This window comes from Streptomyces sp. WM4235, from assembly GCF_001279725.1.
GTDB lineage: Bacteria > Actinomycetota > Actinomycetes > Streptomycetales > Streptomycetaceae > Streptomyces.
This window is the reverse complement of the sequence record NZ_LGDE01000442.1, coordinates 1-20,715: the sequence shown is the minus strand read 5'-3', so window position 1 is coordinate 20,715 and position 20,715 is coordinate 1. Positions and strand designations below refer to the sequence as shown.

General features: G+C 71.3%; 18 protein-coding genes and 1 pseudogene. 10 read left to right on the top strand and 9 right to left on the bottom strand.

Translation table 11 applies throughout. The annotated features are described in order from the left end of the window. Positions 1 to 231: 231 nt before the first annotated feature. The 5 genes from ADK55_RS29565 (at position 232) to hemB (ending at position 6,656) form a co-directional block, all read left to right on the top strand. Positions 232 to 1,056, top strand: coding sequence for a redox-sensing transcriptional repressor Rex (locus tag ADK55_RS29565; protein WP_053682961.1), 825 nt, complete (start codon positions 232 to 234; stop codon positions 1,054 to 1,056). Next, positions 1,053 to 2,825, top strand: coding sequence for a glutamyl-tRNA reductase (locus tag ADK55_RS29560; protein WP_053682959.1), 1,773 nt, complete (start codon positions 1,053 to 1,055; stop codon positions 2,823 to 2,825). Before ADK55_RS29565 ends, ADK55_RS29560 begins: the two co-directional genes overlap by 4 nt. Further along, positions 2,822 to 3,790 carry a hydroxymethylbilane synthase gene (gene hemC, locus ADK55_RS29555; protein ID WP_053682957.1) on the top strand — a complete coding sequence of 323 codons (969 nt, stop codon included), beginning with the start codon at positions 2,822 to 2,824 and terminating at the stop codon, positions 3,788 to 3,790. Before ADK55_RS29560 ends, hemC begins: the two co-directional genes overlap by 4 nt. Then, positions 3,787 to 5,463 (top strand): uroporphyrinogen-III synthase, encoded by a 1,677-nt coding sequence (locus ADK55_RS29550; protein WP_053682955.1) that lies wholly within the window; start codon positions 3,787 to 3,789, stop codon positions 5,461 to 5,463. Before hemC ends, ADK55_RS29550 begins: the two co-directional genes overlap by 4 nt. Positions 5,464 to 5,654: 191 nt before the next feature. Beyond that, positions 5,655 to 6,656, top strand: a complete 1,002-nt coding sequence (hemB, locus tag ADK55_RS29545; protein WP_053682953.1) for a porphobilinogen synthase — start codon at positions 5,655 to 5,657, stop codon at positions 6,654 to 6,656. Positions 6,657 to 6,731: 75 nt separating this feature from the next. On the opposite strand, the gene ADK55_RS29540 is transcribed toward hemB, so the two are convergent. Then, a complete protein-coding gene (locus tag ADK55_RS29540; protein WP_053682950.1) occupies positions 6,732 to 7,298 on the bottom strand; it encodes a hypothetical protein in 567 nt (188 codons plus the stop codon). A gap of 188 nt (positions 7,299 to 7,486) precedes the next feature. Here ADK55_RS29540 and ADK55_RS29535 point away from each other — a divergent pair, with 188 nt between their 5' ends. Then, the gene (locus ADK55_RS29535) at positions 7,487 to 7,759 is read left to right on the top strand and encodes a DUF1876 domain-containing protein (protein ID WP_053682948.1); all 273 of its coding nucleotides are present in this window, start codon (positions 7,487 to 7,489) and stop codon (positions 7,757 to 7,759) included. Positions 7,760 to 7,881: 122 nt separating this feature from the next. Here ADK55_RS29535 and ADK55_RS29530 read toward each other — a convergent pair whose 3' ends face one another. From ADK55_RS29530 to ADK55_RS29520, 3 genes are all read right to left on the bottom strand, one after another. Continuing rightward, complete coding sequence (locus ADK55_RS29530) at positions 7,882 to 8,316, bottom strand: DUF3995 domain-containing protein (RefSeq protein WP_063839650.1); 435 nt, start codon at positions 8,314 to 8,316, stop codon at positions 7,882 to 7,884. A 106-nt stretch (positions 8,317 to 8,422) separates the two neighbouring features. Then, a complete protein-coding gene (locus tag ADK55_RS29525) occupies positions 8,423 to 8,671 on the bottom strand; it encodes a DUF397 domain-containing protein (RefSeq protein ID WP_053682946.1) in 249 nt (82 codons plus the stop codon). Then, positions 8,668 to 9,453 (bottom strand): helix-turn-helix domain-containing protein, encoded by a 786-nt coding sequence (locus tag ADK55_RS29520; protein ID WP_234350305.1) that lies wholly within the window; start codon positions 9,451 to 9,453, stop codon positions 8,668 to 8,670. The genes ADK55_RS29525 and ADK55_RS29520 overlap by 4 nt, the downstream gene beginning before the upstream one ends. 151 nt (positions 9,454 to 9,604) lie before the next feature. On the opposite strand from ADK55_RS29520, the gene ADK55_RS29515 reads away from it, so the two are divergent. After that, positions 9,605 to 10,003: an ATP-binding protein gene (locus ADK55_RS29515; RefSeq protein WP_053682942.1), complete on the top strand. Its 399-nt coding sequence runs from the start codon at positions 9,605 to 9,607 to the stop codon at positions 10,001 to 10,003. Positions 10,004 to 10,081: 78 nt separating this feature from the next. Here ADK55_RS29515 and ADK55_RS29510 read toward each other — a convergent pair whose 3' ends face one another. Both ADK55_RS29510 and argS read right to left on the bottom strand, forming a co-directional pair. Then, positions 10,082 to 11,596, bottom strand: a complete 1,515-nt coding sequence (locus ADK55_RS29510) for a hypothetical protein (RefSeq protein ID WP_159041598.1) — start codon at positions 11,594 to 11,596, stop codon at positions 10,082 to 10,084. Between the two features lie 213 nt (positions 11,597 to 11,809). After that, positions 11,810 to 13,582: an arginine--tRNA ligase gene (argS, locus tag ADK55_RS29505; RefSeq protein WP_053682938.1), complete on the bottom strand. Its 1,773-nt coding sequence runs from the start codon at positions 13,580 to 13,582 to the stop codon at positions 11,810 to 11,812. A gap of 177 nt (positions 13,583 to 13,759) precedes the next feature. Here argS and lysS point away from each other — a divergent pair, with 177 nt between their 5' ends. Next, complete coding sequence (lysS, locus tag ADK55_RS29500) at positions 13,760 to 15,487, top strand: lysine--tRNA ligase (RefSeq protein WP_199826660.1); 1,728 nt, start codon at positions 13,760 to 13,762, stop codon at positions 15,485 to 15,487. A gap of 120 nt (positions 15,488 to 15,607) precedes the next feature. Here lysS and ADK55_RS29495 read toward each other — a convergent pair whose 3' ends face one another. From ADK55_RS29495 to ADK55_RS29485, 3 genes are all read right to left on the bottom strand, one after another. Next, positions 15,608 to 17,044, bottom strand: a complete 1,437-nt coding sequence (locus tag ADK55_RS29495; protein ID WP_053682936.1) for a DUF2637 domain-containing protein — start codon at positions 17,042 to 17,044, stop codon at positions 15,608 to 15,610. A 134-nt stretch (positions 17,045 to 17,178) separates the two neighbouring features. After that, positions 17,179 to 18,024: a DUF3558 family protein gene (locus ADK55_RS29490; protein WP_053682934.1), complete on the bottom strand. Its 846-nt coding sequence runs from the start codon at positions 18,022 to 18,024 to the stop codon at positions 17,179 to 17,181. Positions 18,025 to 18,159: 135 nt separating this feature from the next. Continuing rightward, positions 18,160 to 19,089, bottom strand: a complete 930-nt coding sequence (locus ADK55_RS29485; RefSeq protein WP_063839651.1) for a hypothetical protein — start codon at positions 19,087 to 19,089, stop codon at positions 18,160 to 18,162. Positions 19,090 to 19,283: 194 nt separating this feature from the next. Here ADK55_RS29485 and ADK55_RS29480 point away from each other — a divergent pair, with 194 nt between their 5' ends. Continuing rightward, on the top strand, positions 19,284 to 20,477 hold the full coding sequence (locus ADK55_RS29480; RefSeq protein ID WP_053682929.1) for an RtcB family protein: 1,194 nt from the start codon (positions 19,284 to 19,286) through the stop codon (positions 20,475 to 20,477). 5 nt (positions 20,478 to 20,482) lie between these two features. Beyond that, a pseudogene (locus ADK55_RS29475) lies at positions 20,483 to 20,715 on the top strand (hypothetical protein); the annotation flags it as partial.

The window sequence follows — 20,715 nt, the reverse complement described above, 5'->3', positions numbered from 1 at the left end:
GGGGCGTATCGATGAGGAGTGTGTACCGTTTTGCCCCCCTCGGGATTTGAACGGGTTCGGCCCGTTCCGGGTTCCCGTGCCGTAGGACCGGCCCGCGTGACCCCGGTCACTTTGGACGGACAAAGCGGACACAATCTTTGTGCACGCGTTCACAAAGACATAGCCTGCATTCGACGGGGCGGTCCTGGGACAAGTGGCCGCCTGCAGCCCCGCTCATCCCGCAGGAGCATCGTGGCAACTGGCCGAACTCACCGACCGGCGACCCGCAGCCGAGGTATTCCCGAGGCCACTGTCGCCCGGCTTCCGCTGTACCTGCGCGCACTCACCGCGCTCTCCGAGCGATCGGTGCCCACGGTGTCCTCCGAGGAGCTCGCGGCCGCCGCCGGAGTCAACTCCGCGAAGCTGCGCAAGGACTTCTCCTACCTCGGCTCGTACGGCACCCGCGGTGTCGGGTACGACGTCGAGTACCTCGTCTACCAGATCTCCCGCGAGCTCGGTCTGACGCAGGACTGGCCCGTCGTCATCGTCGGCATCGGCAACCTGGGCGCGGCCCTGGCCAACTACGGCGGATTCTCCGCGCGCGGGTTCCGCGTCGCGGCGCTGATCGACGCCGACCCGGCCATGGCCGGGAAGCCGGTCGCCGGCATGGCCGTGCAGCACACCGACGAGCTGGAGAAGATCATCGAGGACAACGGCGTCTCGATCGGGGTCATCGCGACCCCGGCCGGCGCCGCGCAGCAGGTGAGCGAGCGGCTCATCGCCGCCGGGGTCACCTCCATCCTGAACTTCGCGCCCACCGTGCTGTCGGTGCCCGAGGGCGTGGACGTGCGCAAGGTCGACCTGTCGATCGAGCTGCAGATCCTCGCCTTCCACGAACAGCGCAAGGCCGGTGAGGGGGCCGCTGCCGCCGCTGCCGCCGGATCCCTGTCGGACGACGAGGACACCGGTACGGGAGCCGCTCCCGCCGCCGCCCTGGTCCCGCCCGCGGGACGCGCCGCCGCCACCTCGCGCAAGGGCAACCCCGAGGGTGACGTGCCGGCGGTGATGCCGGCATGAGTCTGCTCGTCGTAGGGCTGAGCCACCGCAGCGCGCCGGTCAGCGTGCTGGAGCGGGCCTCCCTGGCCGTCGATGCCAAGGTGAAGCTGCTGCACGACACCCTCGCCGCCGAACCGGCGACCGAGGCGACCGTGCTCGCCACCTGCAACCGGATCGAGCTGTACGCCGACGTGGACAAGTTCCACGCGGGTGTCGCCGAGCTGTCGACGCTGCTCGCGCAGCACAGCGGGGTGGCCCTGGAAGAGCTCACGCCCTATCTCTACGTGCACTACGAGGACCGGGCGGTGCACCACCTGTTCTCGGTGGCGTGCGGGCTGGACTCGATGGTCGTCGGCGAGGGGCAGGTCCTCGGCCAGATCAAGGACGCGCTGGCGCTGGGGCAGGAGCTCCACACCGCCGGGCGGCTGATCAACGACCTGTTCCAGCAGGCGCTGCGGGTCGGCAAGCGGGCGCACTCGGAGACCGGGATCGACCGGGCCGGGCAGTCGCTGGTGACCTTCGGGCTGGAGCAGTTGGCCGTCCACGAGCCGGTGGACCGTTGGGCCGAGGGCAAGCGGGCGCTGGTGATCGGCGCCGGCTCGATGTCCTCGTTGGCCGCGGCGACGCTGGCGCGGGTCGGGGTCGCCGAGATCATGGTGGCGAACCGGACCATCGAACGCGCGGAGCGTTTGGCCGAGATTCTGGTTGCCTCGGGCACCGGGGTGGCGGCTCGGGCGGTGCCGATGACCCGTGTGGCGGATGAGCTGACACGTGTTGACGTGGTCGTGTCCTGTACCGGGGCCACCGGGCTGGTACTGACCGGCGACGAGGTCGCGGACGCGCTGTCCAAGGGCTCCGTCCCGATCCCCGCGCCGCAGGCGCCGGTGGAGCCGGGCGGTTCCCCGACGGGATCCGGGGGGCGGGGTTCCGCCCCGGCGCCGGTTTCCGTTCCCCCTGTGGGGACGCGTTCGGGCGGTGTCCCGGTTCCCGCGCGGGACGGGTTCGCCAGTGCCGAGGTCCTGGCACGGCTGGTGGCCGCCGCCGAGGGCGGGCGGCGGCTGGCCGACGCCGGGGCCGCGCGGACCCTGACGGCGGTCGCCGAGCGCGACGACTGCCCGCTGGGCCTGGACGCGCCGACGTCCGACGGGCGTTCCGCGCTCACCGGCGTCGACGCCAACGCCCTCGAACTGCACGGCACCTGGGCCGACCAGGGCGAGGCGGCCGCCCAGCGGCAGCCCCGCCGTAGCCGGCCGGCCGTCGTGAACGGCGCGACCGTACGACTCGCGCTCCTCGACCTGGCCATGCCGCGTGACATCGACGCCGCCGTGCACCGCGTCCCCGGGGTGCGCCTCGTGGACATCGAATCGCTCGCCGAGGCCTCCGCCGACGCGCCGATGGCCGCCGACGTGGACGCCGTGCGCGCGATCGTCGCGGAGGAGGTGGCCGCGTTCGGGGCCGCCCAGCGGGCCGCGCACATCACGCCCACCGTCGTCGCGCTGCGCGCCATGGCCGCCGAGGTGGTGGCGATGGAAGTGGCCCGGCTCGACGGCCGGGTGCCCGACCTCGACGAGCGGCAGCGGGCCGAGGTCACCCAGACCGTGCGCCGCGTCGTCGACAAGCTCCTCCACGCGCCGACCGTGCGCGTCAAGCAGCTCGCCAGTGAGCCCGGCGGCGCCGGGTACGCCGAGGCGCTGCGCGAACTCTTCGACCTCGACCCTCAGACGGTGGCCTCCGTCAGCCGGGCGGACGCGGCCGATCCGAAGAACGACGACCCAGGACGGGCATCATGAACACACGTCCCGACCAGCCCCTCCGGCTTGGCACGCGACGCAGCAAGTTGGCCATGTCCCAGTCCGGGCACGTCGCCGAGGCGGTGCGGGCGGTCACCGGCCGTCCCGTCGAGCTCGTGGAGATCACGACCTACGGTGACGTGTCCCGCGAGCACCTCGCGCAGATCGGCGGCACCGGCGTGTTCGTCACGGCGCTGCGCGACGCCCTCGTCCGGGGCGAGGTCGACTTCGCGGTGCACTCGCTGAAGGACCTGCCGACCGCGCAGCCCGACGAGCTGGTCATCGCGGCGATGCCGCGACGGGAGGACGTGCGCGACGCGCTCGTCGCCCGTGACGGCCTGAGCTTCGAGCAGCTGCCCGACGGCGCGCGGATCGGTACCGGTTCGCCGCGGCGCACGGCGCTGCTCAACGCGTACGCCAGGAGCCTGGGCAAAGTCGTCGAGACGGTCCCGATCCGCGGGAACGTCGACACCCGGATCGGCTTCGTGCGCGACGGGGAACTGGACGCCGTCGTCCTCGCCGCGGCCGGGCTGAACCGGATCGGTCGCGGTGACGAGGCGACCGACCTGCTGTCCGTGGACAACGTGCTGCCCGCACCCGGCCAGGGAGCCCTGGCCGTGGAGTGCCTCGCGTCCGCCACGGACCTCATCGCCGCCCTCGGTGAACTCGACGACTCGTACACCCGAGCCGCCGTGACCGCCGAAAGGTCTCTGCTCGCCGCCCTGGAGGCCGGCTGCAGCGCGCCCGTGGGCGCGCTCGCCGACCTGTTGGCCGACGGGCAGGTTGTCAATGAAATGCGCCTGCGCGGTGTCGTCGGAACGCTCGACGGCTCGACGCTCGTTCAGCTGTCCACCACCGGTCCCGTGCCCCAGTCTCACGACGAGGCCATGGCGCTCGGACGCGAACTCGCGGACGAGATGCTGGCCAAGGGCGCGGCCGGTCTGATGGGGGAGCGATCCCTTTGAACCCCTCAATCCCCACCCACTCCGCTCTTCCGGCGGTCGCCGCTCACGGGCGCGTCACCTTCCTCGGTGCCGGCCCCGGCGACCCGGGCCTGCTGACACTGCGCGCCGTCGAGGCGCTCGGCGCCGCGGACGTGCTGATCGCGGAGCCCGAGGTGCTCGAAGTCGTACGCACCCATGCTCGCGCGGGCGTCGACACGCCGCAGCTGACGGTGGCTGACGAAATGTCAGCAGCCGCCGGTGTCCCGGTGATCCGAGATGCCGCCAATCTTGTCATGGAGGCCGCGCGGTCCGGCAGGCGGGTGGTCCGTGCCGTCACGGGCGACCCCGGGCTCGACGGCAACGCCGCCGAGGAGATGCTGGCCTGCGCGACCGAGGGCATCCCCTTCGAGGTGGTGCCCGGCGTCGCGACCGCCGTCGGCGTGCCCGCGTACGCGGGTGTGCCGCTGAGCGGCGGCCGGGACGCCAAGGGCACGGACGTGCGCTTCGTCGACGCCCGCAACGCCTCGGCGCGCTGCTGGAGCGAGGTCGGCGCGAGCGACGGGATCCTCGTGGTCTCCGCGACCCTGGAGACCGTGTCCGCGGCCGCCGCCGAGCTGGTGTCGGCCGGGCGCAAGCCCGACACCCCGCTCACCGTGACGGTGGCGGGCACCACGACGCGGCAGCGGACCTGGAACGCCACCCTGGGGACCATCGCCCAGGTGTTCAAGCAGGGGAAGGTGCTGCCCTCGCCCGAGGGAGCGCGCCCCGTCATAGCCGTGGTCGGTGAGCACGGCGCGGCCGCGCGCCACGAGGACCTGGCCTGGTTCGAGTCGAAGCCGCTGTTCGGCTGGCGGGTGCTCGTGCCGCGCACCAAGGAGCAGGCCGCCTCGCTCTCCGACCAGTTGCGTTCGTACGGCGCGGTGCCGCACGAGGTGCCGACCATCGCCGTGGAGCCGCCGCGCACCCCGCAGCAGATGGAGCGGGCGGTCAAGGGCCTGGTCACGGGCCGCTACGAGTGGATCGCCTTCACCTCGGTGAACGCCGTCAAGGCGGTGCGCGAGAAGTTCGAGGAGTACGGGCTGGACGCGCGGGCCTTCGCCGGCATCAAGGTCGCCGCGGTGGGCGAGCAGACCGCGGCGGCGCTGGTGGAGTTCGGCGTGAAGCCGGACCTGGTGCCGAGCGGCGAGCAGTCGGCCGCCGGGCTGCTGGAGGACTGGCCGCCCTACGACCCGGTCTTCGACCCGATCGACCGTGTCTTCCTGCCGCGGGCCGACATCGCGACGGAGACGCTGGTCGCCGGGCTGATAGAGCTGGGCTGGGAGGTCGACGACGTGACGGCCTACCGGACCGTGCGCGCGTCGCCGCCGCCGGCGGACACGCGCGAGGCGATCAAGGGCGGCGGTTTCGACGCCGTGATGTTCACGTCGTCGAGCACCGTCCGCAACCTGGTCGGGATCGCGGGCAAGCCGCACAACGTGACCGTCATCGCGTGTATCGGGCCGGCGACGGCCAAGACCGCGGAGGAGCACGGGCTGCGCGTGGACGTCCTGTCGCCGGAGCCGTCGGTGTCGAAGCTGGCGGAGGCGCTGGCCGAGTACGGCGCGGCGCGCCGTGACGCGGCCAAGGAGGCCGGCGAGTCGGTGGCGCGGCCGAGCGAGCGACGGCCGGGAGCGCGGCGCCGACGCACGACGTGAGTCGGTGAGGCCGCTTCGCCGGCCGGTCGAACGGCCGGTCGGGCGGGGCGAGGAGTGACGGGCGCGGCCCGGGTGCGTGTGCGCCCGGGCCGCGTTCGTTTCCGGCGGTGCGCCGGGCCGCGCACCATGCGTGCGGGGTGCGGCCCTAGGCTGGGGGCAACTGCTGTCGAAGTTCGAAGAGGCGACTGAAGATGAGCGCGTACGGATCCTTCCCCGGTTCGCGGCCCCGCCGGCTGCGCACGACTCCGGCGATGCGGCGGATGGTCGCGGAGACGCGGTTGCACCCCTCGGACCTGATCCTCCCGGCGTTCGTGCGCGAGGGCATCAGTGAGCCGGTCGCCATCGCGGCGATGCCGGGCGTCGTCCAGCACACCCGGGACACGCTGCGGAAGGCGGCCGTCGAGGCGGTTTCGGCGGGGGTCGCGGGGATCATGCTCTTCGGGGTGCCGGCGGACGAGAACAAGGACGCGCGGGGCACGGCGGGCACCGAGCCGGACGGGATCCTCCAGCTCGCGATCCGTGACGTGAAGGCCGAGGTCGGCGACGACCTGGTGATCATGTCGGACCTGTGTCTGGACGAGTACACCGACCACGGGCACTGCGGCGTCCTGGACGAGCACGGGCGCGTGGACAACGACGCGACGCTGGAGCGGTACGCGGAGATGGCGCAGGTCCAGGCGGACGCGGGCGTCCACGTGGTGGGGCCGAGCGGGATGATGGACGGCCAGGTCGGCGTGATCCGTGACGCGCTCGACGAGACGGGCCACGAGGACGTCTCGATCCTGGCGTACACCGCGAAGTACTCGTCGGCGTTCTACGGTCCTTTCCGGGAGGCCGTCGGTTCCTCGCTCCAGGGCGACCGCAAGACCTACCAGCAGGATCCGGCGAACGCCCGCGAGTCGCTGCGGGAGCTGGCGCTCGACCTGGAGGAGGGCGCCGACATGGTCATGGTCAAGCCGGCGGGCCCCTACCTGGACATCCTGTACCGGGTCGCGCAGGCCGTGGACGTGCCGGTCGCGGCCTACCAGATCAGTGGCGAGTACGCGATGGTCGAGGCCGCCGCGGAGAAGGGCTGGATCGAGCGCGACCGGGCGATCCTGGAGACGCTGCTCGGCATCAGGCGGGCGGGCGCGGACACGATCCTGACCTACTGGGCCACCGAGGTCGCGGGGTGGCTGCGCGAGGCGCGCTGAGCCGGCGCGCGGTGACCGGGGGCCGGGCGGTGGCCGAGGCCCCGCGGGGCCCGGTGGGGTGAGCGGCTCGGTGGGTCAGCCCTTGCAGGCCTGTCGGAAGGCTGCGCCGACTCCCTGGTTCCAGCCCTTCCAGTAGGAGTCGCTGTGCTGCTGGGACTTGTCGGCCTGCGGGCGGCCGTCGCAGCTCTTGAGGGCGGCCGGCCTGCCGACGCCGAATCCGTCCTTGAAGCCCTGCCGGAAGTCCGCCTGGCTGTTCTGGGGGGGCTTGTTCGGCTTGGACGTGGGTGAGTCGGGGCTGGGCTTCGCGAGGACCTTGCAGTTGACGAAGATGAAGTTCTGGTCCTCGTTGACCGCGAGGACCGTGTAGTTGACGTTCTTCTGGAAGCGGGTCTCCCGGAAGTTGCCGTTCGCGTCGACGTTCAGGGGCTGCGTGCTCTCGCCGTCGTTGAGCTTGCGGGGGGCCGTGAAGCCCTCGCCGGTGATGACGACGGAGCCGGTCGGCCCGGGCGTCACGGTGCAGCTCGCGGCGGGGACCGCCGCGCCGGCGGTGGGCGCGAGGAAGGCGGCGCCGCCGAGGGCGAACGAGGACGCGACGAGCGTGGTGACGGCGACGCGTCGTACGCGCCGAGTGGTGCGGAACATGGGCTGCTCCTGTCGAGGAGAGTCGAGGAGATCGGGGTGGGGGAGTGGCGGCGGCTCTGCGAGCCGCCTGCCCCCGGGTCCCCTCTTCCATCGTGCGTCGCCCGCCGCGAGCCGGCGACCGGCGGAGGTCGCGGCCCGACGCCGGCGGGCGCACCCTGGAAGCAGGGTGATCCTGGAGGTGGTGCAGCATGTCCACGCTCGTCGGATGGCACGTGGAGCTGGAGTTCTCCGAAGAGGGGCACCGCACGGGTGCGGCGGCCATGGTGAGGCTCGCGGACGGCTCCGAGATGAGGGCGCACGGCTATGCCATGCGCCACCCGTCGGATCCGGATCAGCTGCGGGTCGGCGAGGAGATCGCCGGCGCGAGGGCGCTGATGGACCTCGCGGGCCAGATGTTGCAGAAGGCGCACACGGAGATCGACGAGGCCACGGGCCGGCACTCGTACCCGCTCAACCGTTGACTCCGCTCAACCGCTGATCGCGGCCCCGTCCCGGCGTGCGCGCCGGGGCGGGGCCGCGGCGCGCAGCGCCCATTACGGCGGGCCGCGCCGCAGGGCGCTGCCGGGCGGCGCGTACTGCCGGGTCAGGCAGCCGAGGGGGGCTGCCGCCGAAGAACCGGTGGCACCGGCGTGGTCCTCGCGGACGGCAGCGCACACGAGGCCACCGGCGTCGTGGTCGCCACCGACACGGAAGGCCGACCGGTCGCCCAGCCCAGGCCTGCGAGGCCGCGTACGGCGAGTCCGGCGGCGACGGCGGCGGTGACCAGGCGGGTGACCGGCCCGCCCCGGCCGCGGGAGTGCGCGAGGACGGCGGCGGCGCCGGTCAGGGTGAGCGCGGCCGGCGGCAGCACGACGGGCGGGCCGAAGGACACCTCCGTGCCGAGCACGGCCGGCGACAGGGTGCGCTCGTCGGCGGCGGGCCAGGTGGCGCCGGGGGCCCAGTACAGGTGTGCGAGGCCGTCGACGGTCAGCAAGGCGGCCGGCGCGGTGCCGGTGCGGTGTCGGGTGGTGACGTTCATGCCTGCTCCCCCGGGGGTGGTGAATGCCAACACCCCGAGGAGGAGGCCGAGGAGGGGAACGTTCCTGTGGGCCGCGTCACGGGGTGTGTCGCGGCCCGGGGGCGTTCTAGTCGCGGACCCAGTCGGTCAGGCGGGTCCAGCTGTGCGGGGCGAGGGTCAGGGTGGGTCCGTGCGCCACCTTGGAGTCCCGCACGTGCACCTGACCGGCGGCGCAGGAGCAGGTGGCCACCTCGACGCACTGGCCACCCTCGCTGCCGCTGTGGCTGGACTTGCGCCAGGCGACGGCGACTTCGAGGCAGGCGCCGCCCTCGTCGTTGCTGTAGCTGGACTTGAACCACTTCAATGTGGTGCTCATTGGTCTCCTAGCAGCCGGTCCAACAGGCCTTTCGTATGAACGACGTTGAGGGCCTGGGATCGCAGCATTGCATACTTCTGGGCAAGGATGCTGACCTCGTTCGGGTCCCGCACGAGGATGCTGCCGCGCTGGGTTTCGGAGTAAGCGAGGCGCTGATGATCAGGCGTTTCCACGAGGATGAATGGACCTGTGAGGCCTGCGTGGGCTGTGATGCCTTGCGGCAACACCTGGAGCGAAATGCTCGGGCGGTCGGCGCAGGAGCGGAGGTGGCGAAGCTGTTCTTGGTAGACCTCATCCCCGCCGAGTCGGTCACGTAGTGCGGTCTCGCAGATGACGAAGCTGAGCGTTGGCGGGGTCTGGCGGCGAAGAATCTCCTGGCGCTGCATTCGCCGGGCGGTTTGGAGTTCGATCTTCTCTTCGCCCATGTAGGGAACGCGGCAGCTGAACACGGTTCTGGCGTATTCCTCTGTCTGGAGCAAGCCTGGGACGATCAGGGTGTCGTACCAGGACAGGGCGACGGCCTCCGCCTCGCGTTCGAAGTATTCCTCGGCCCACGGCGGGATGCTGTCGACCTCGGGCATCTTGTTCGCGGCGACCGTCAGCATCCCGGGCAGGCCCAGGATCCGGTCCATCCGCTCGGCGACATCGGGCATCAGGACACGGCGGCCCTGCTCGATGGAGGCCAGCGTCTCGATGTCCAGGGGCACTTCCAGGGCCAGTGCGCGCTGGGTCAGTCCTTTGGCGAGTCGGGCGGCGGCGACCATCTCGCCGACCATCTTCATCGCGGTCGAATTGGGCCGAGGCCTCTTCCTTGGTGGCATGCAACCGAACTCCCCACCTGCGCCCGAGTGATAGCCGTACCAACCCGTACTCAGTGAGGAGTGCGGGTCGGTCGTCTCACTCACGCTAGTCACGCACCGCGACCATCGCCCCGTGAACGTGAATATTCAACCCGCCCTGGTGCGGGAGCGGTTCTATCCGCGCAGCCGCCAAACCGTGCGTACCGCAAGGGAGTTCCTGGGCGAGACGCTCGACGCGTGGGAGGTGACCGACCGTCGGGACGACCTGTTGCTCTGCGTGAGTGAGATGGCCACCAATGCCCTGCTGCACGGCGTCCCGCCCGGCCGGGGCTATCGGCTGCGGTTGCTGCGCTTCGAGGGCGCGGTCCGGATCGAGGTGCACGACAGCGGGGGCGGGCGCCCCCGGATCGAGGGCCGGGACGTGCGCGTGGAGGGGGGTCGGGGGCTGCTCCTGGTCGCGGCGCTCGCGGACCGGTGGGGGGTCGTGCCGTGCGTGCCCGGGAAGGTGGTGTGGTGCGAGTACGACACATGAGGAACCCCCGCGGCCCGGGCGGGCGGCGGGGGTTCCTCGTACGGCCTGTGCGTGCGGGTGTGCGCGGGTGCGTGCGGGTCAGGCGGTGGGGCGGCGACGGCGGCCTGTGCCGGCCACCAGGGCTGCGCCCATCGCCAGGGCCACGCCGCCTGCGCCGAGGGCCCAGCTGGTGGCGGGGGAGCTGCCGGTGGCGGCGAGTTCGCCGCCGGTGCCGCCGGTGCCGCCGGGGTTCCGGTCGATCGGCTTGGAGTCGCCGTCGGGGGTGTGCTGGTTCTCCTCGTCGGGTCCGATTTCCGGGATGGTGTCCGTACCCGCCTTCTTGATCTTCGTCAGGATGCCGTCGGAGTGGGACTCGGCGTACTCGCCGGTGTCCTCGTCCACCGTGGCCCAGCCGGCGACGCCGAGGGTCAGGTCTCCGGTCGGGGCGTCGGCGGCGAAGCGGACGCGTACCTGTACGTCGAAGCTCTGGCCCGCTTCGACCGCACCGCCGGCGAGGTCGAAGCCGAAGAAGACTCCGTCCTCGTCGTGGAAGTCGGCCTTGTGCCAGCCCTTCTTGCCCTGGGCGTCCTTGCTGTAGACCTCCAGGGCGATCTGGGAGGACTCCATCGAGACCCAGTCGGGGCGCGCCATGATCAGGGCGAGGTCGAACTGTCCGAGGCGCTGCTTGCCGGTGTTGTCGACGTGGATCGAGAGGTTCCGCCAGTCGGCTCCGGCCGTGAAGCCGCCCTTCGGCACGCCGTTCACGGTGAGCGCGGGGCCCTCGACGGGCATCGGGATCTCTTCGCCGTCCTCGGCCCCGACGATCTTGGCGGTGTACCAGGAGGCGGGGGAGTGGGCGACGCCGGCGGCGGTCGTGCTGGAGCCGTCGGTGTAGATCTCGAAGGGCAGGACGGCGATGTCCGCGGCGAAGCCGATGCGCACGTCGAGGGAGTACTTCGCGTTGGGTGCGATCGAGGGGGTCTGGCCCAGGTCGTACTGGATGCCGGGGCCCATCTCCTCGCTCTGGATCGGCGCGGCGGACTTCCAGGCCGCGCCGCTCTGGCCGGCGGCGCGGTACTCGACCTTGATCTGGGAGGCCTTGAAGCGGCCCTCCAGCTCCATGACCGACAGGTGCGGGACGTAGTTCTTGACGGCGATGTGGCCGCTGTTGTCGACCTTGACGGTCAGGTCGGTCCAGCCGCCCCCTGGCGGGAAGCCGTCCTTCGGGATGCCCTGGACGGTGACCTCGGGGCCCATCAGCATCGAGTCGGGGAGCTCGTCCCCGAGGGGGATCTCGGTCTCGCCCGACTTCTCGGCCTGCGGTGCCTTGGGGGCCTGCGGTGCCTGGGGTGCCTTCGGCGTCTCGGCGGCCTTCGGGGCCGGCTCGGCGGCGGGGGAGCCCGTCGGGGCGGTCGGTGCGACCGGGGCCGGCTTGGCTTGATCCTGCTGCTGCGCGGCCGGGGCGCCGTCGGTCGCCGGGGCGGCGTCCTCCTTCGGCGCGGTGTCCGGAACGATCACTGCCGGCTGGTCGGCGGCCATGGCCGGTGTGGCGGCGAGAACGGTCGGACCCGCGACGGCGGCAGCCGCGACCAGGGCCATACGCTTGAACTTCACTTCGATTCCCCCCATGCCGGTCACGGACGTTCCGGCCCCGACCCCTTAACTGAACATGCTCAGATTAGGGGGCGGGGTGGGCCCCCAGGAGGGCTCCCAGATCACGATTGATCGACATTCAACTTTCTCAATGTGGCCGAAAAAAGACCCCGCCCCCGGAATCGGACTACCGGGGGCGGGGTCGTGCGCGTACGGGTCGTGCGTACGGGAGTGTCAGAGCTTCTCGGGGGTCCGGATCCCGAGGAGGGACATGCCCTTGGAGAGGGTGCGGGCGGTCAGGTCCGACAGGAAGAGGCGGTTCTCGCCCACGACGAGCTCCGGCTCCGGCTTCACGACCGGGCACTCGGTGTAGAAGGTCGTGAACAGCGAGGACAGCTGGTAGAGGTACGCGGCCACCTTGTGCGGGGCGTACTCCCCGGCGGCCTCCGCGACCAGCTCGCCGAAGTGGTCCAGGTGCAGGCCCAGCGCGCGCTCGGCCGGGGCCAGCTCCAGCTCCGGGTGCGCGACCGGGGAACGGTCGCCCGCCTTGCGCAGGATGGACTTGATCCGGGCGTACGCGTACTGGAGGTACACGGAGGTGTCGCCGGTGAGCGAGACCATCTGGTCCAGGTCGAACTTGTAGTCGCGGGCGGCGGAGGTGGAGAGGTCCGCGTACTTGACCGCGCCGATGCCGACCTGGAGGCCGTTCTCGACGATCTCCTCCTCGGTGAGGAGGTTGCGGTCCGCGTCCTTCTCCCGCACGACGGTGGTCGCCCGCTCGACGGCCTCGTCCAGCAGGTCCACCAGCCGCACCGTCTCGCCCTCACGGGTCTTGAACGGCTTGCCGTCCTTGCCGAGGACGGTGCCGAAGGCCAGCTGTACGGCCTTGGTGTCCTCGTTCAGCCAGCCGGCGCGGCGGGCCGTCTCGAAGACCATCTTGAAGTGCAGGGACTGACGGGCGTCGACCACGTAGAGGAGCGTGGTCGCGTTCAGCACGCCCACCCGGTCGCGGATCGCGGAGAGGTCGGTGGCGGCGTAGCCGAAGCCGCCGTCCGACTTCTGGACGATCAGCGGGGTCGGGTTGCCGTCCGGGCCCTTGACGTCGTCGAAGAAGACGCAGAGCGCGCCGTTGGAGCGGACGGCGACGCCCGAGTCCTCCAGCAGCTTGCAGGTCTCCACGAGCATGTCGTTGTAGCCGGACTCGCCGACCACGTCGGGGTCCTGGATGTCCATGTCCAGCTTGTTGAACACGGAGTAGAAGTAGATCTTCGACTCGTCCACGAACCGCTGCCACAGCGCGAGGGTCTCCGGCTCGCCGGCCTGGAGGTCGACGACCCGGGCGCGGGCGCGCGTCTTGAACTCCTCGTCGGAGTCGAAGAGCGCGCGCGAGGCCTTGTAGAGCCGGTTCAGGTTGGACATGGCCTCCTCGCCGGAGACCTCCTCGTCCGACTTGTGGTCCAGCTCGTGCGGGTGCTCCATCAGGTACTGGATGAGCATGCCGAACTGGGTGCCCCAGTCGCCGATGTGGTGCCGGCGGACGACGTTCTCGCCCGTGAACTCCAGGATCTCGACCATCGCGGCGCCGATCACGGCGGACCGCAGGTGACCGACGTGCATCTCCTTGGCGACGTTCGGCTGGGCGTAGTCGATCACCGTGGTGCCCGGGTTCTCGGCGAGCGGGACGCCGAGGCGGTCGTCGCCGGCCCGCGCCGCGAGGGTCTCGATGATCGCCTTGTCGGTGATCGTGATGTTGAGGAAGCCGGGGCCCGAGACCTCGATCTCCTTGATCAGGTCACCCGTCGGGATGCCCTCGACCACGGTCGTCGCCAGCTCGCGCGGGTTGGCCTTGGCCTTCTTCGCGAGCGCCAGGATGCCGTTGGCCTGGAAGTCGGCCCGGTCGCTTCGTCGCAGCAGCGGGTCGGCGCCACCGGCCTCCGGCAGGGCCGAGGCGAGGGCGTCCGCGACGCGCTGATTGACGGAAGAAGCGAGGGAAGGGACCGAGGCCATGAGCTGCCGTTCCTGTGAGGTTGTGCCGGTGGGTGCACTTGGGTGTTCCGACAAGTGCCGAGTATCCCACGCGCGGCCTTTCGCTTTCGCGGGATATCGGGCGCGGGGAGCAACCTCGGAGCGACCCGTTCCGTCTGGGAGAATGGCGAAGCCAGCATTCGAGTAGAAGGACGTGTCGTGGCTCAGAGCAGCACCGAGACCGACTGGGTCTCCCGTTTCGCGGACGAGGTCATCGCCGAGGCGGAGCGCCGAGCACCCGGCAAACCTGTCGTCGTCGCGTCCGGACTCTCCCCTTCCGGCCCGATCCACCTGGGCAACCTCCGCGAGGTCATGACCCCGCACCTGGTCGCGGACGAGATCCGCCGCCGGGGCATCGAGGTCCGCCACCTGATCTCGTGGGACGACTACGACCGCTACCGGAAGGTGCCGGCCGGCGTCCCCGGCGTCGACGAGACGTGGGCCGCGCACATCGGCAAGCCGCTGACCGCCGTCCCCGCCCCGGCCGGGTCCGCGTACGGCAGCTGGGCCGAGCACTTCAAGGCCGCGATGGTCGAGGCGCTCGCCGAGATGGGCGTCGAGTACGACCCGATCAGCCAGACCGAGCAGTACACCAACGGTGTGTACCGCGAGCAGGTCTTGCACGCCATGAAGCACCGCGGCGACATCGACGCCGTGCTCGACCAGTACCGCACCAAGCAGAAGCCGGGCGGCAAGAAGCCCCAGCAGAAGCAGGTCGACGAGGCCGAGTTGGAGGCCGCCGAGGGCTCCGGCGCGGCCGCCGAGGACGACGGCAGCAGCGCCGAGGGCGGGTACTTCCCGTACAAGCCCTACTGCGCGCAGTGCGGCAAGGACTTCACCACGGTCACGTCCTACAACGACGAGACCACGGAGCTGACCTACGTCTGCGCCGAGGACGAGTTCACCGAGACGGTCAAGCTCAGCGAGTTCAACCGCGGCAAGCTGGTCTGGAAGGTCGACTGGCCGATGCGCTGGGCCTACGAGGGCGTGATCTTCGAGCCCTCGGGCGTCGACCACTCCTCGCCCGGCTCGTCCTTCCAGGTCGGCGGGCAGATCGTGCACATCTTCGGCGGCGAGCAGCCGATCGGTCCGATGTACGCGTTCGTCGGCATCAGCGGCATGGCCAAGATGTCCTCCTCGAAGGGTGGCGTCCCGACGCCCTCCGACGCGCTGAAGATCATGGAGCCGCAGCTGCTGCGCTGGCTGTACGCGCGCCGCAAGCCGAACCAGTCCTTCAAGATCGCCTTCGACCAGGAGATCCAGCGGCTCTACGACGAGTGGGACAAGCTGGAGTCCAAGGTCGCCGACGGCTCCGTGCTGCCGGCCGACGCGGCGGCGCACACCCGCGCCGTCCGCACCGCGGAGGGTGAACTGCCCCGCACCCCGCGGCCGATGGCGTACCGGACGCTCGCGTCCGTCGTCGACATCACCGCCGGGCACGACGAGCAGACGCTGCGCATCCTGTCCGACCTGGACCCGACGTCGCCGCTGACCTCGCTCGACGAGGTACGACCGCGCCTGGACCGCGCCGAGAACTGGATCACCACCCAGGTCCCGGCCGACCAGCGCACGCTGGTCCGCGAGGAGCCCGACACCGAGCTGCTGTCCTCGCTGGACGAGGAGGGGCGCGAGTCCCTGCGGCTGCTCGTCGACGGGCTCGACTCGCACTGGTCGCTCGACGGGCTCACCACCCTGGTCTACGGCGTGCCGAAGGTCATGGCCGGGCTGGAGCCCGACGCCAAGCCGACGCCGGAACTCAAGGTCGCGCAGCGGACGTTCTTCGCCCTGCTCTACCGGCTGCTCGTGACCCGGGAGACCGGGCCGCGCCTGCCCACGCTGCTGCTGGCGGTCGGGGCGGACCGGGTGCGCAAGCTGCTGGCCGTCTGAGGCGGCCGAGCCCGCCGAGGCACCGCGTACGACGCGCGAGGGCCCGCACCCCGAGGGGTGCGGGCCCTCGCGCGTGCGGTGTGGGCGTGGCGCGTGGTGCCGGTGCCTCACGGCTCCGGGTCACGCGATGTGCTCGTTCTCCAGGTCGCGTTGGTAGCGCTGCTTCAGCTCCGGCATGAGCCGCCGGATCATCGAGGCGCTGCGCGGGTGCACGATGCCGTGCCGGTCCGAGAGGTGTATGTCGACCTGCTCGGGCGTCGGGAACTGGGAGAACTCGTCGAGGTAGGCGCGGAAGACCTCGTACGCGGCCTCCGCGAACTTCGCCTCGTCGACGTGGGCGTCATCGGTGTCGGCTTCGGCTTCGGTGTCGGCTTCGGCCTGAGAGGCCGCGGCCTCCCGGGAGCGGGGGGCCGGGATGGGCAGCTCCTGCTGCTCGGGCCGCCGCTGCTCCTCGGGGCCGGTCGGGGGCATCACCGGGATCGGTTCCAGCCCCTCCACGTACTGCGGGTTGTAGCCACCCTCGTACGCGGCCTGCGGGGCCAGCGGCGCGGCGAACCACGCGCTGTTGTGCGCCGCCGGCATGGCCGTCGGCTCCACCGCGAAGGGCGCCGGGCCGTGGAAGACGGGTCCGGCCTCGGCGGGCTCGGGCTGCGCGGGCTCGGGCTGCGCGGGGCCGGGCTGTGCGGGCTGCGGTGGTGGCCCCTGTACGGGGGCCGCGGCCTGCGCGGGCGTCGGGGAGGCCATGGGCGTGGCGGGCGGCTGGGGTTGCGCCGACGCCGCCGTCAGCGCGGGGGTGTCCGCCAGGACCTGGGCGGCCTGGACCTCGGGGAGGGCCGTCGTCCCGGGAGCCGCCGGGGGCAGCAGCACCGGGTCGATGCCCGCCGCCGCCAGCCCCTCCGGGGCGGTCTGCGCCAGCGGTACCCCGATCCGGGCCAGCCTCAGCGGCATCAGCGCCTCGACGGGGGCCTTGCGACGCCAGGCCCGCCCGTACCGGGCCTGGAGCCGCGCCTGGTATATCAACCGGTCCTGCTCCATGCCGACGGCCTGCTCGTAGGAACGCAGCTCCCACAGCTTCATCCGGCGCCACAGCTTGAAGGTCGGAAACGGCGACAGCAGCCACCGGGTGATCCGCACGCCCTCCATGTGCCGGTCCGCGGTGATGTCCGCGATCCGGCCCACCGCGTGCCGGGCCGCCTCGACGGTGACCACGAACAGGATCGGGATCACGGCGTGCATGCCCACACCGAGCGGATCCGGCCAGGCGGCAGCGCCGTTGAACGCGATCGTCGCCGCCGTCAGCAGCCACGCCGTCTGGCGCAGCAACGGGAACGGGATCCGTATCCACGTCAGCAACAGGTCCAGCGCCAACAGCACGCAGATGCCCATGTCGATGCCGATGGGGAACACGAGCGAGAAGCTGCCGAAGCCCTTCTGCAGCGCCAGCGCGCGCACCGCGGCGTACGAACCCGCGAAACCGATCCCCGCGATGACCACGGCACCGGCGACCACGACACCGATCAATATGCGGTGCGTGCGAGTCAGCTGCATCGCGGCCACCCGCGATCCCCTCCCCTTGACGAGCTATGGCAGGCACAGAGTACGGGTGGCGCGCGGATGGCCGGTTGTCAGCCCCGCGTCCGTTCCCGAACCCGTCCCGGTCCCCGACCCGGTTCCCACGGTCATCCTCGCGGTCAGCTCTCCTGGGTGGCCTGCGCGGACGGGGACTGCTCGGGAGCCTTGGACTGCTCGGGGGCCTTGGACGGCTCGCCCGACTTCGAGGGCTCCGCGGACGGCTTGGCGGCCGGGGCGTTCTTGCCCGCGGCGTCGGCCGAGGCCACGATCTCGCGGGCGGCGACGGTCGCGTCCTGGAGGAGCTTGGCGCGGTCCGGGGCGGCGGCGCCCTCGTACGCGGCACCGTTGTAGTCGAGGGTGACCACGACGTTCTGGGCGCGGACCAGAATGGTGTTGTTGAGGAACTCGACGTCCTTCTTCAGGTTGTAGGCGACCGAAGTGCCCTCGTCGCCGATCCCGCCGGCCGGCTCCACCTTGACGTCCTGCGCGCCCTCGGCGGCCTTCGCGGCCTCGACCTGCTTCTTGTACTGCTCCTCGGCGCGCTTGTTGCCGCTGCCGAGCGAGGCGTGCGAGTCGTAGCGGACCAGGGAGATCGAGAGCCAGCGGTACTGCGAGCCCTTCAGACCGTCCTCGTCCAGGCCGTTCCAGGAGCAGCTGGCGCGGGTGGACAGGTCGTTCGACTTGGTCGCCGTGCCGTTCTTCTCCTTCGCCTCCGGGACGAGCGTCTCGATGGTCTTCGCCTGTATCGCCTTGCAGGGGTCGGGCAGCGAGAGGTACGCCACCTTCTCCAGGGTGGCCGAGGCCTTCGGGGTCGGCTTCGAGGACGAGGAGGAGTCGGACTTCTTCTTGGCGCTGTCCGAGCCCGAGTCCTTGCCCGAATCGGAGGAGCAGCCGGCGACGGTGAGGATCATCGGGACTGCTGCGCAGGCGAGGACTCGGGTGAGGCGCGAGGCTGATCGGTGCATGGTTCCTTCAGTCGTTGAGGCTCTGCTTGGGGGCGCATTGCGGGAGCGGGACCCGAGCAACGGTAGCTCGACCCGGCGTCCGCCTGCTGTGCGCGCCGTCACGCGGGACCCGTACGCCCCCCGCGGCGGGCCGGGTCAGTCGTTGAAACGCTCGACCAGGGCCTGCGCCAACTGGCGCACGCTGTCCTGGGTTTCCACGCTGGGGGGGACGGTGGCGGGGAGGGCGGGCTGCACGCTGTACTCGATGGTCACGATGACGTTCGAGGTACGGAACACGAGGCGCACGGTGCGGGCCCGGGCGGCCGTGGCGTCGGGGGTGCCGAGCTTGTCCTCGACGTACGCCTCGCTGCCGAGGCCCTCCAGCACGCGGGAGCCCAGCTCGGGGGGCGCGGTGGGCGAGGGGCTGCCGGACGGGCTCCCGGAGGGGCTGCCGCCGGGAGTGCCGGAGGGGCTCGTGCCGGGGGCGCTCGGGGTGCTGCTCGCAGGGGTGCTCGGGACGGGGCTCGGGGCGGTGTTCCCGGTGGCCGGGGGCGCGATGGGGGAATTGGGCGCGGGCACCGTCGAGGAGCCCGGAGTGGGGCTGCCCGTGGGCCCGGGGAAGGGCAGGTGGGCTTCGGTGAGGCGCCGTACGAACACCTGGCGCGCCTTGTCGTCGTCGCTCGTGGTGGCGCGGTCGTACGAGACCACGCGCTCGAACCCGACCGACAGCAGCAGCGTCTCCTCCGGCGTCTGGGAGTTCCAGCGGCAGCCGACGCGCCGGTCGCCGTCGTACGAGGCGTCCGCGACCCCGGCGTACAGCTTCTCGCGCTGCTCGCCGGTGAGGCTCTCGGCGGCGGGCAGCATGGCCTTGAGCCGCTTCGCGTCGATGGCCTTGCAGGGCGCGGGCAGGCTGCGGTACTTCCCCGGTTGGGCGGGCGCCGTGGAGCTGTCGCCGGCCTTTTCGTCGCTGGTGCTCCCGTTGCCGTTCCCGTCGGTGCACCCGGTGAGGCCGGTGACGCCGGCCGCGAGTGCGGTGAGCATCGCGATGCCCGACAGGACCGGGCGTCGTACCGCCTTGCGCTGCACGTCCAATGGCTCCCTTCGACCGGCCGGCCGCCCGACGGTCAGGAAAAATGCGTTGCCGCGACTTGGGCGCGGATGGAAACAATGTCTATCGCACACGCTGGTGCCGGCGCCGGTCCCAAGTCTGGTTTGGGATGAAGAGCGAGGCTTTTTGCGTATTGATACTTTCCTGTGGTTAACGGGGTTTTGAGGCTGTTATGTCGTATGTAGAGGTGCCCGGGGCGCAGGTCCCGATCCGGATGTGGACGGATCCGGCGTCCGTCGAGGACAGCGCGATGCGTCAGTTGCACAACGTCGCCACCCTTCCGTGGATCAAGGGCCTGGCCGTCATGCCCGACGTCCACTACGGCAAGGGCGCCACGGTCGGCTCGGTCATCGCCATGAAGGACGCGGTCTGTCCGGCGGCGGTGGGCGTCGACATCGGCTGCGGCATGTCCGCGGTCAAGACCTCCCTGACGGCGAACGACCTGCCGGGCGACCTGTCGCGGCTGCGGACGAAGATCGAGCAGGCGATCCCGGTGGGGACGGGCCTGCACAGGGACCCCGTGGACCCGGAACGGCTGTACGGCTTCTCGGTGCCGGGCTACGAAAGCCTCTGGCAGCGATTCGACCACCTCGCCGACGCCGTCAAGTTCCGCCGGGAACGCGCCGCGAAGCAGATCGGCACGCTGGGCGCCGGCAACCACTTCATCGAGTTCTGCCTCGACGAGGAGGGCGCGGTCTGGCTGATGCTGCACTCCGGCTCCCGCAACATCGGCAACGAACTCGCCGCCCACCACATGGGCGTGGCCCGCGACCTCGCGCACAACCAGAACCTGGTCGACCGGGACCTCGCGGTCTTCCTCGCGGCCACCCCGGAGATGGACGCGTACCGCAACGACCTCTTCTGGGCGCAGGAGTACGCGAAGTACAACCGCGCCGCGATGATGAGCCTCTTCAAGGAGGTCGTGCGCAAGGAGTTCCGCAAGGCGAAGGTCTCCTTCGAACGGGAGATCAGCTGCCACCACAACTACGTGGCCGAGGAACGGTACGAAGGCATGGACCTGCTGGTCACGCGGAAGGGCGCGATCCGCGCCGGCAGCGGCGACTTCGGGATCATCCCCGGGTCCATGGGAACGGGCTCGTACATCGTGAAGGGCCTCGGCAACGAGAAGTCCTTCAACTCCGCCTCGCACGGCGCGGGCCGCAAGATGAGCCGCACCGCGGCGAAGAAGCGGTTCTCGGCGCGGGACCTGGAGGAGCAGACCCGGGGCGTGGAATGCCGCAAGGACACCGGGGTCGTGGACGAGATCCCCGGGGCCTACAAGTCGATCGAGCAGGTCATCGACCAGCAGACCGACCTGGTCGAGGTGGTGGCCAAGCTCAAGCAGGTCATCTGCGTGAAGGGCTGAGCGCGATGGTCGAGGCCGGCGGTCCGCGGCACGGTGCGAGCGGGGCGGTGGAGATCCGGCGCGCGGGCCCCGGCGACGGGGACGCGCTCGGCGAGATCCACGCCGCGGCCTGGCAGGCGGCCTACGCCCCTTTCTTCGAGCCGGGCTTCGCGGCGCACGCCGTGGCCGACCGGCGCACCCGGTGGCACCGGCGGGTCGCGGAGGAGGCGGGGGAAGCGGGGGGTGTGGCGTCCGGGGC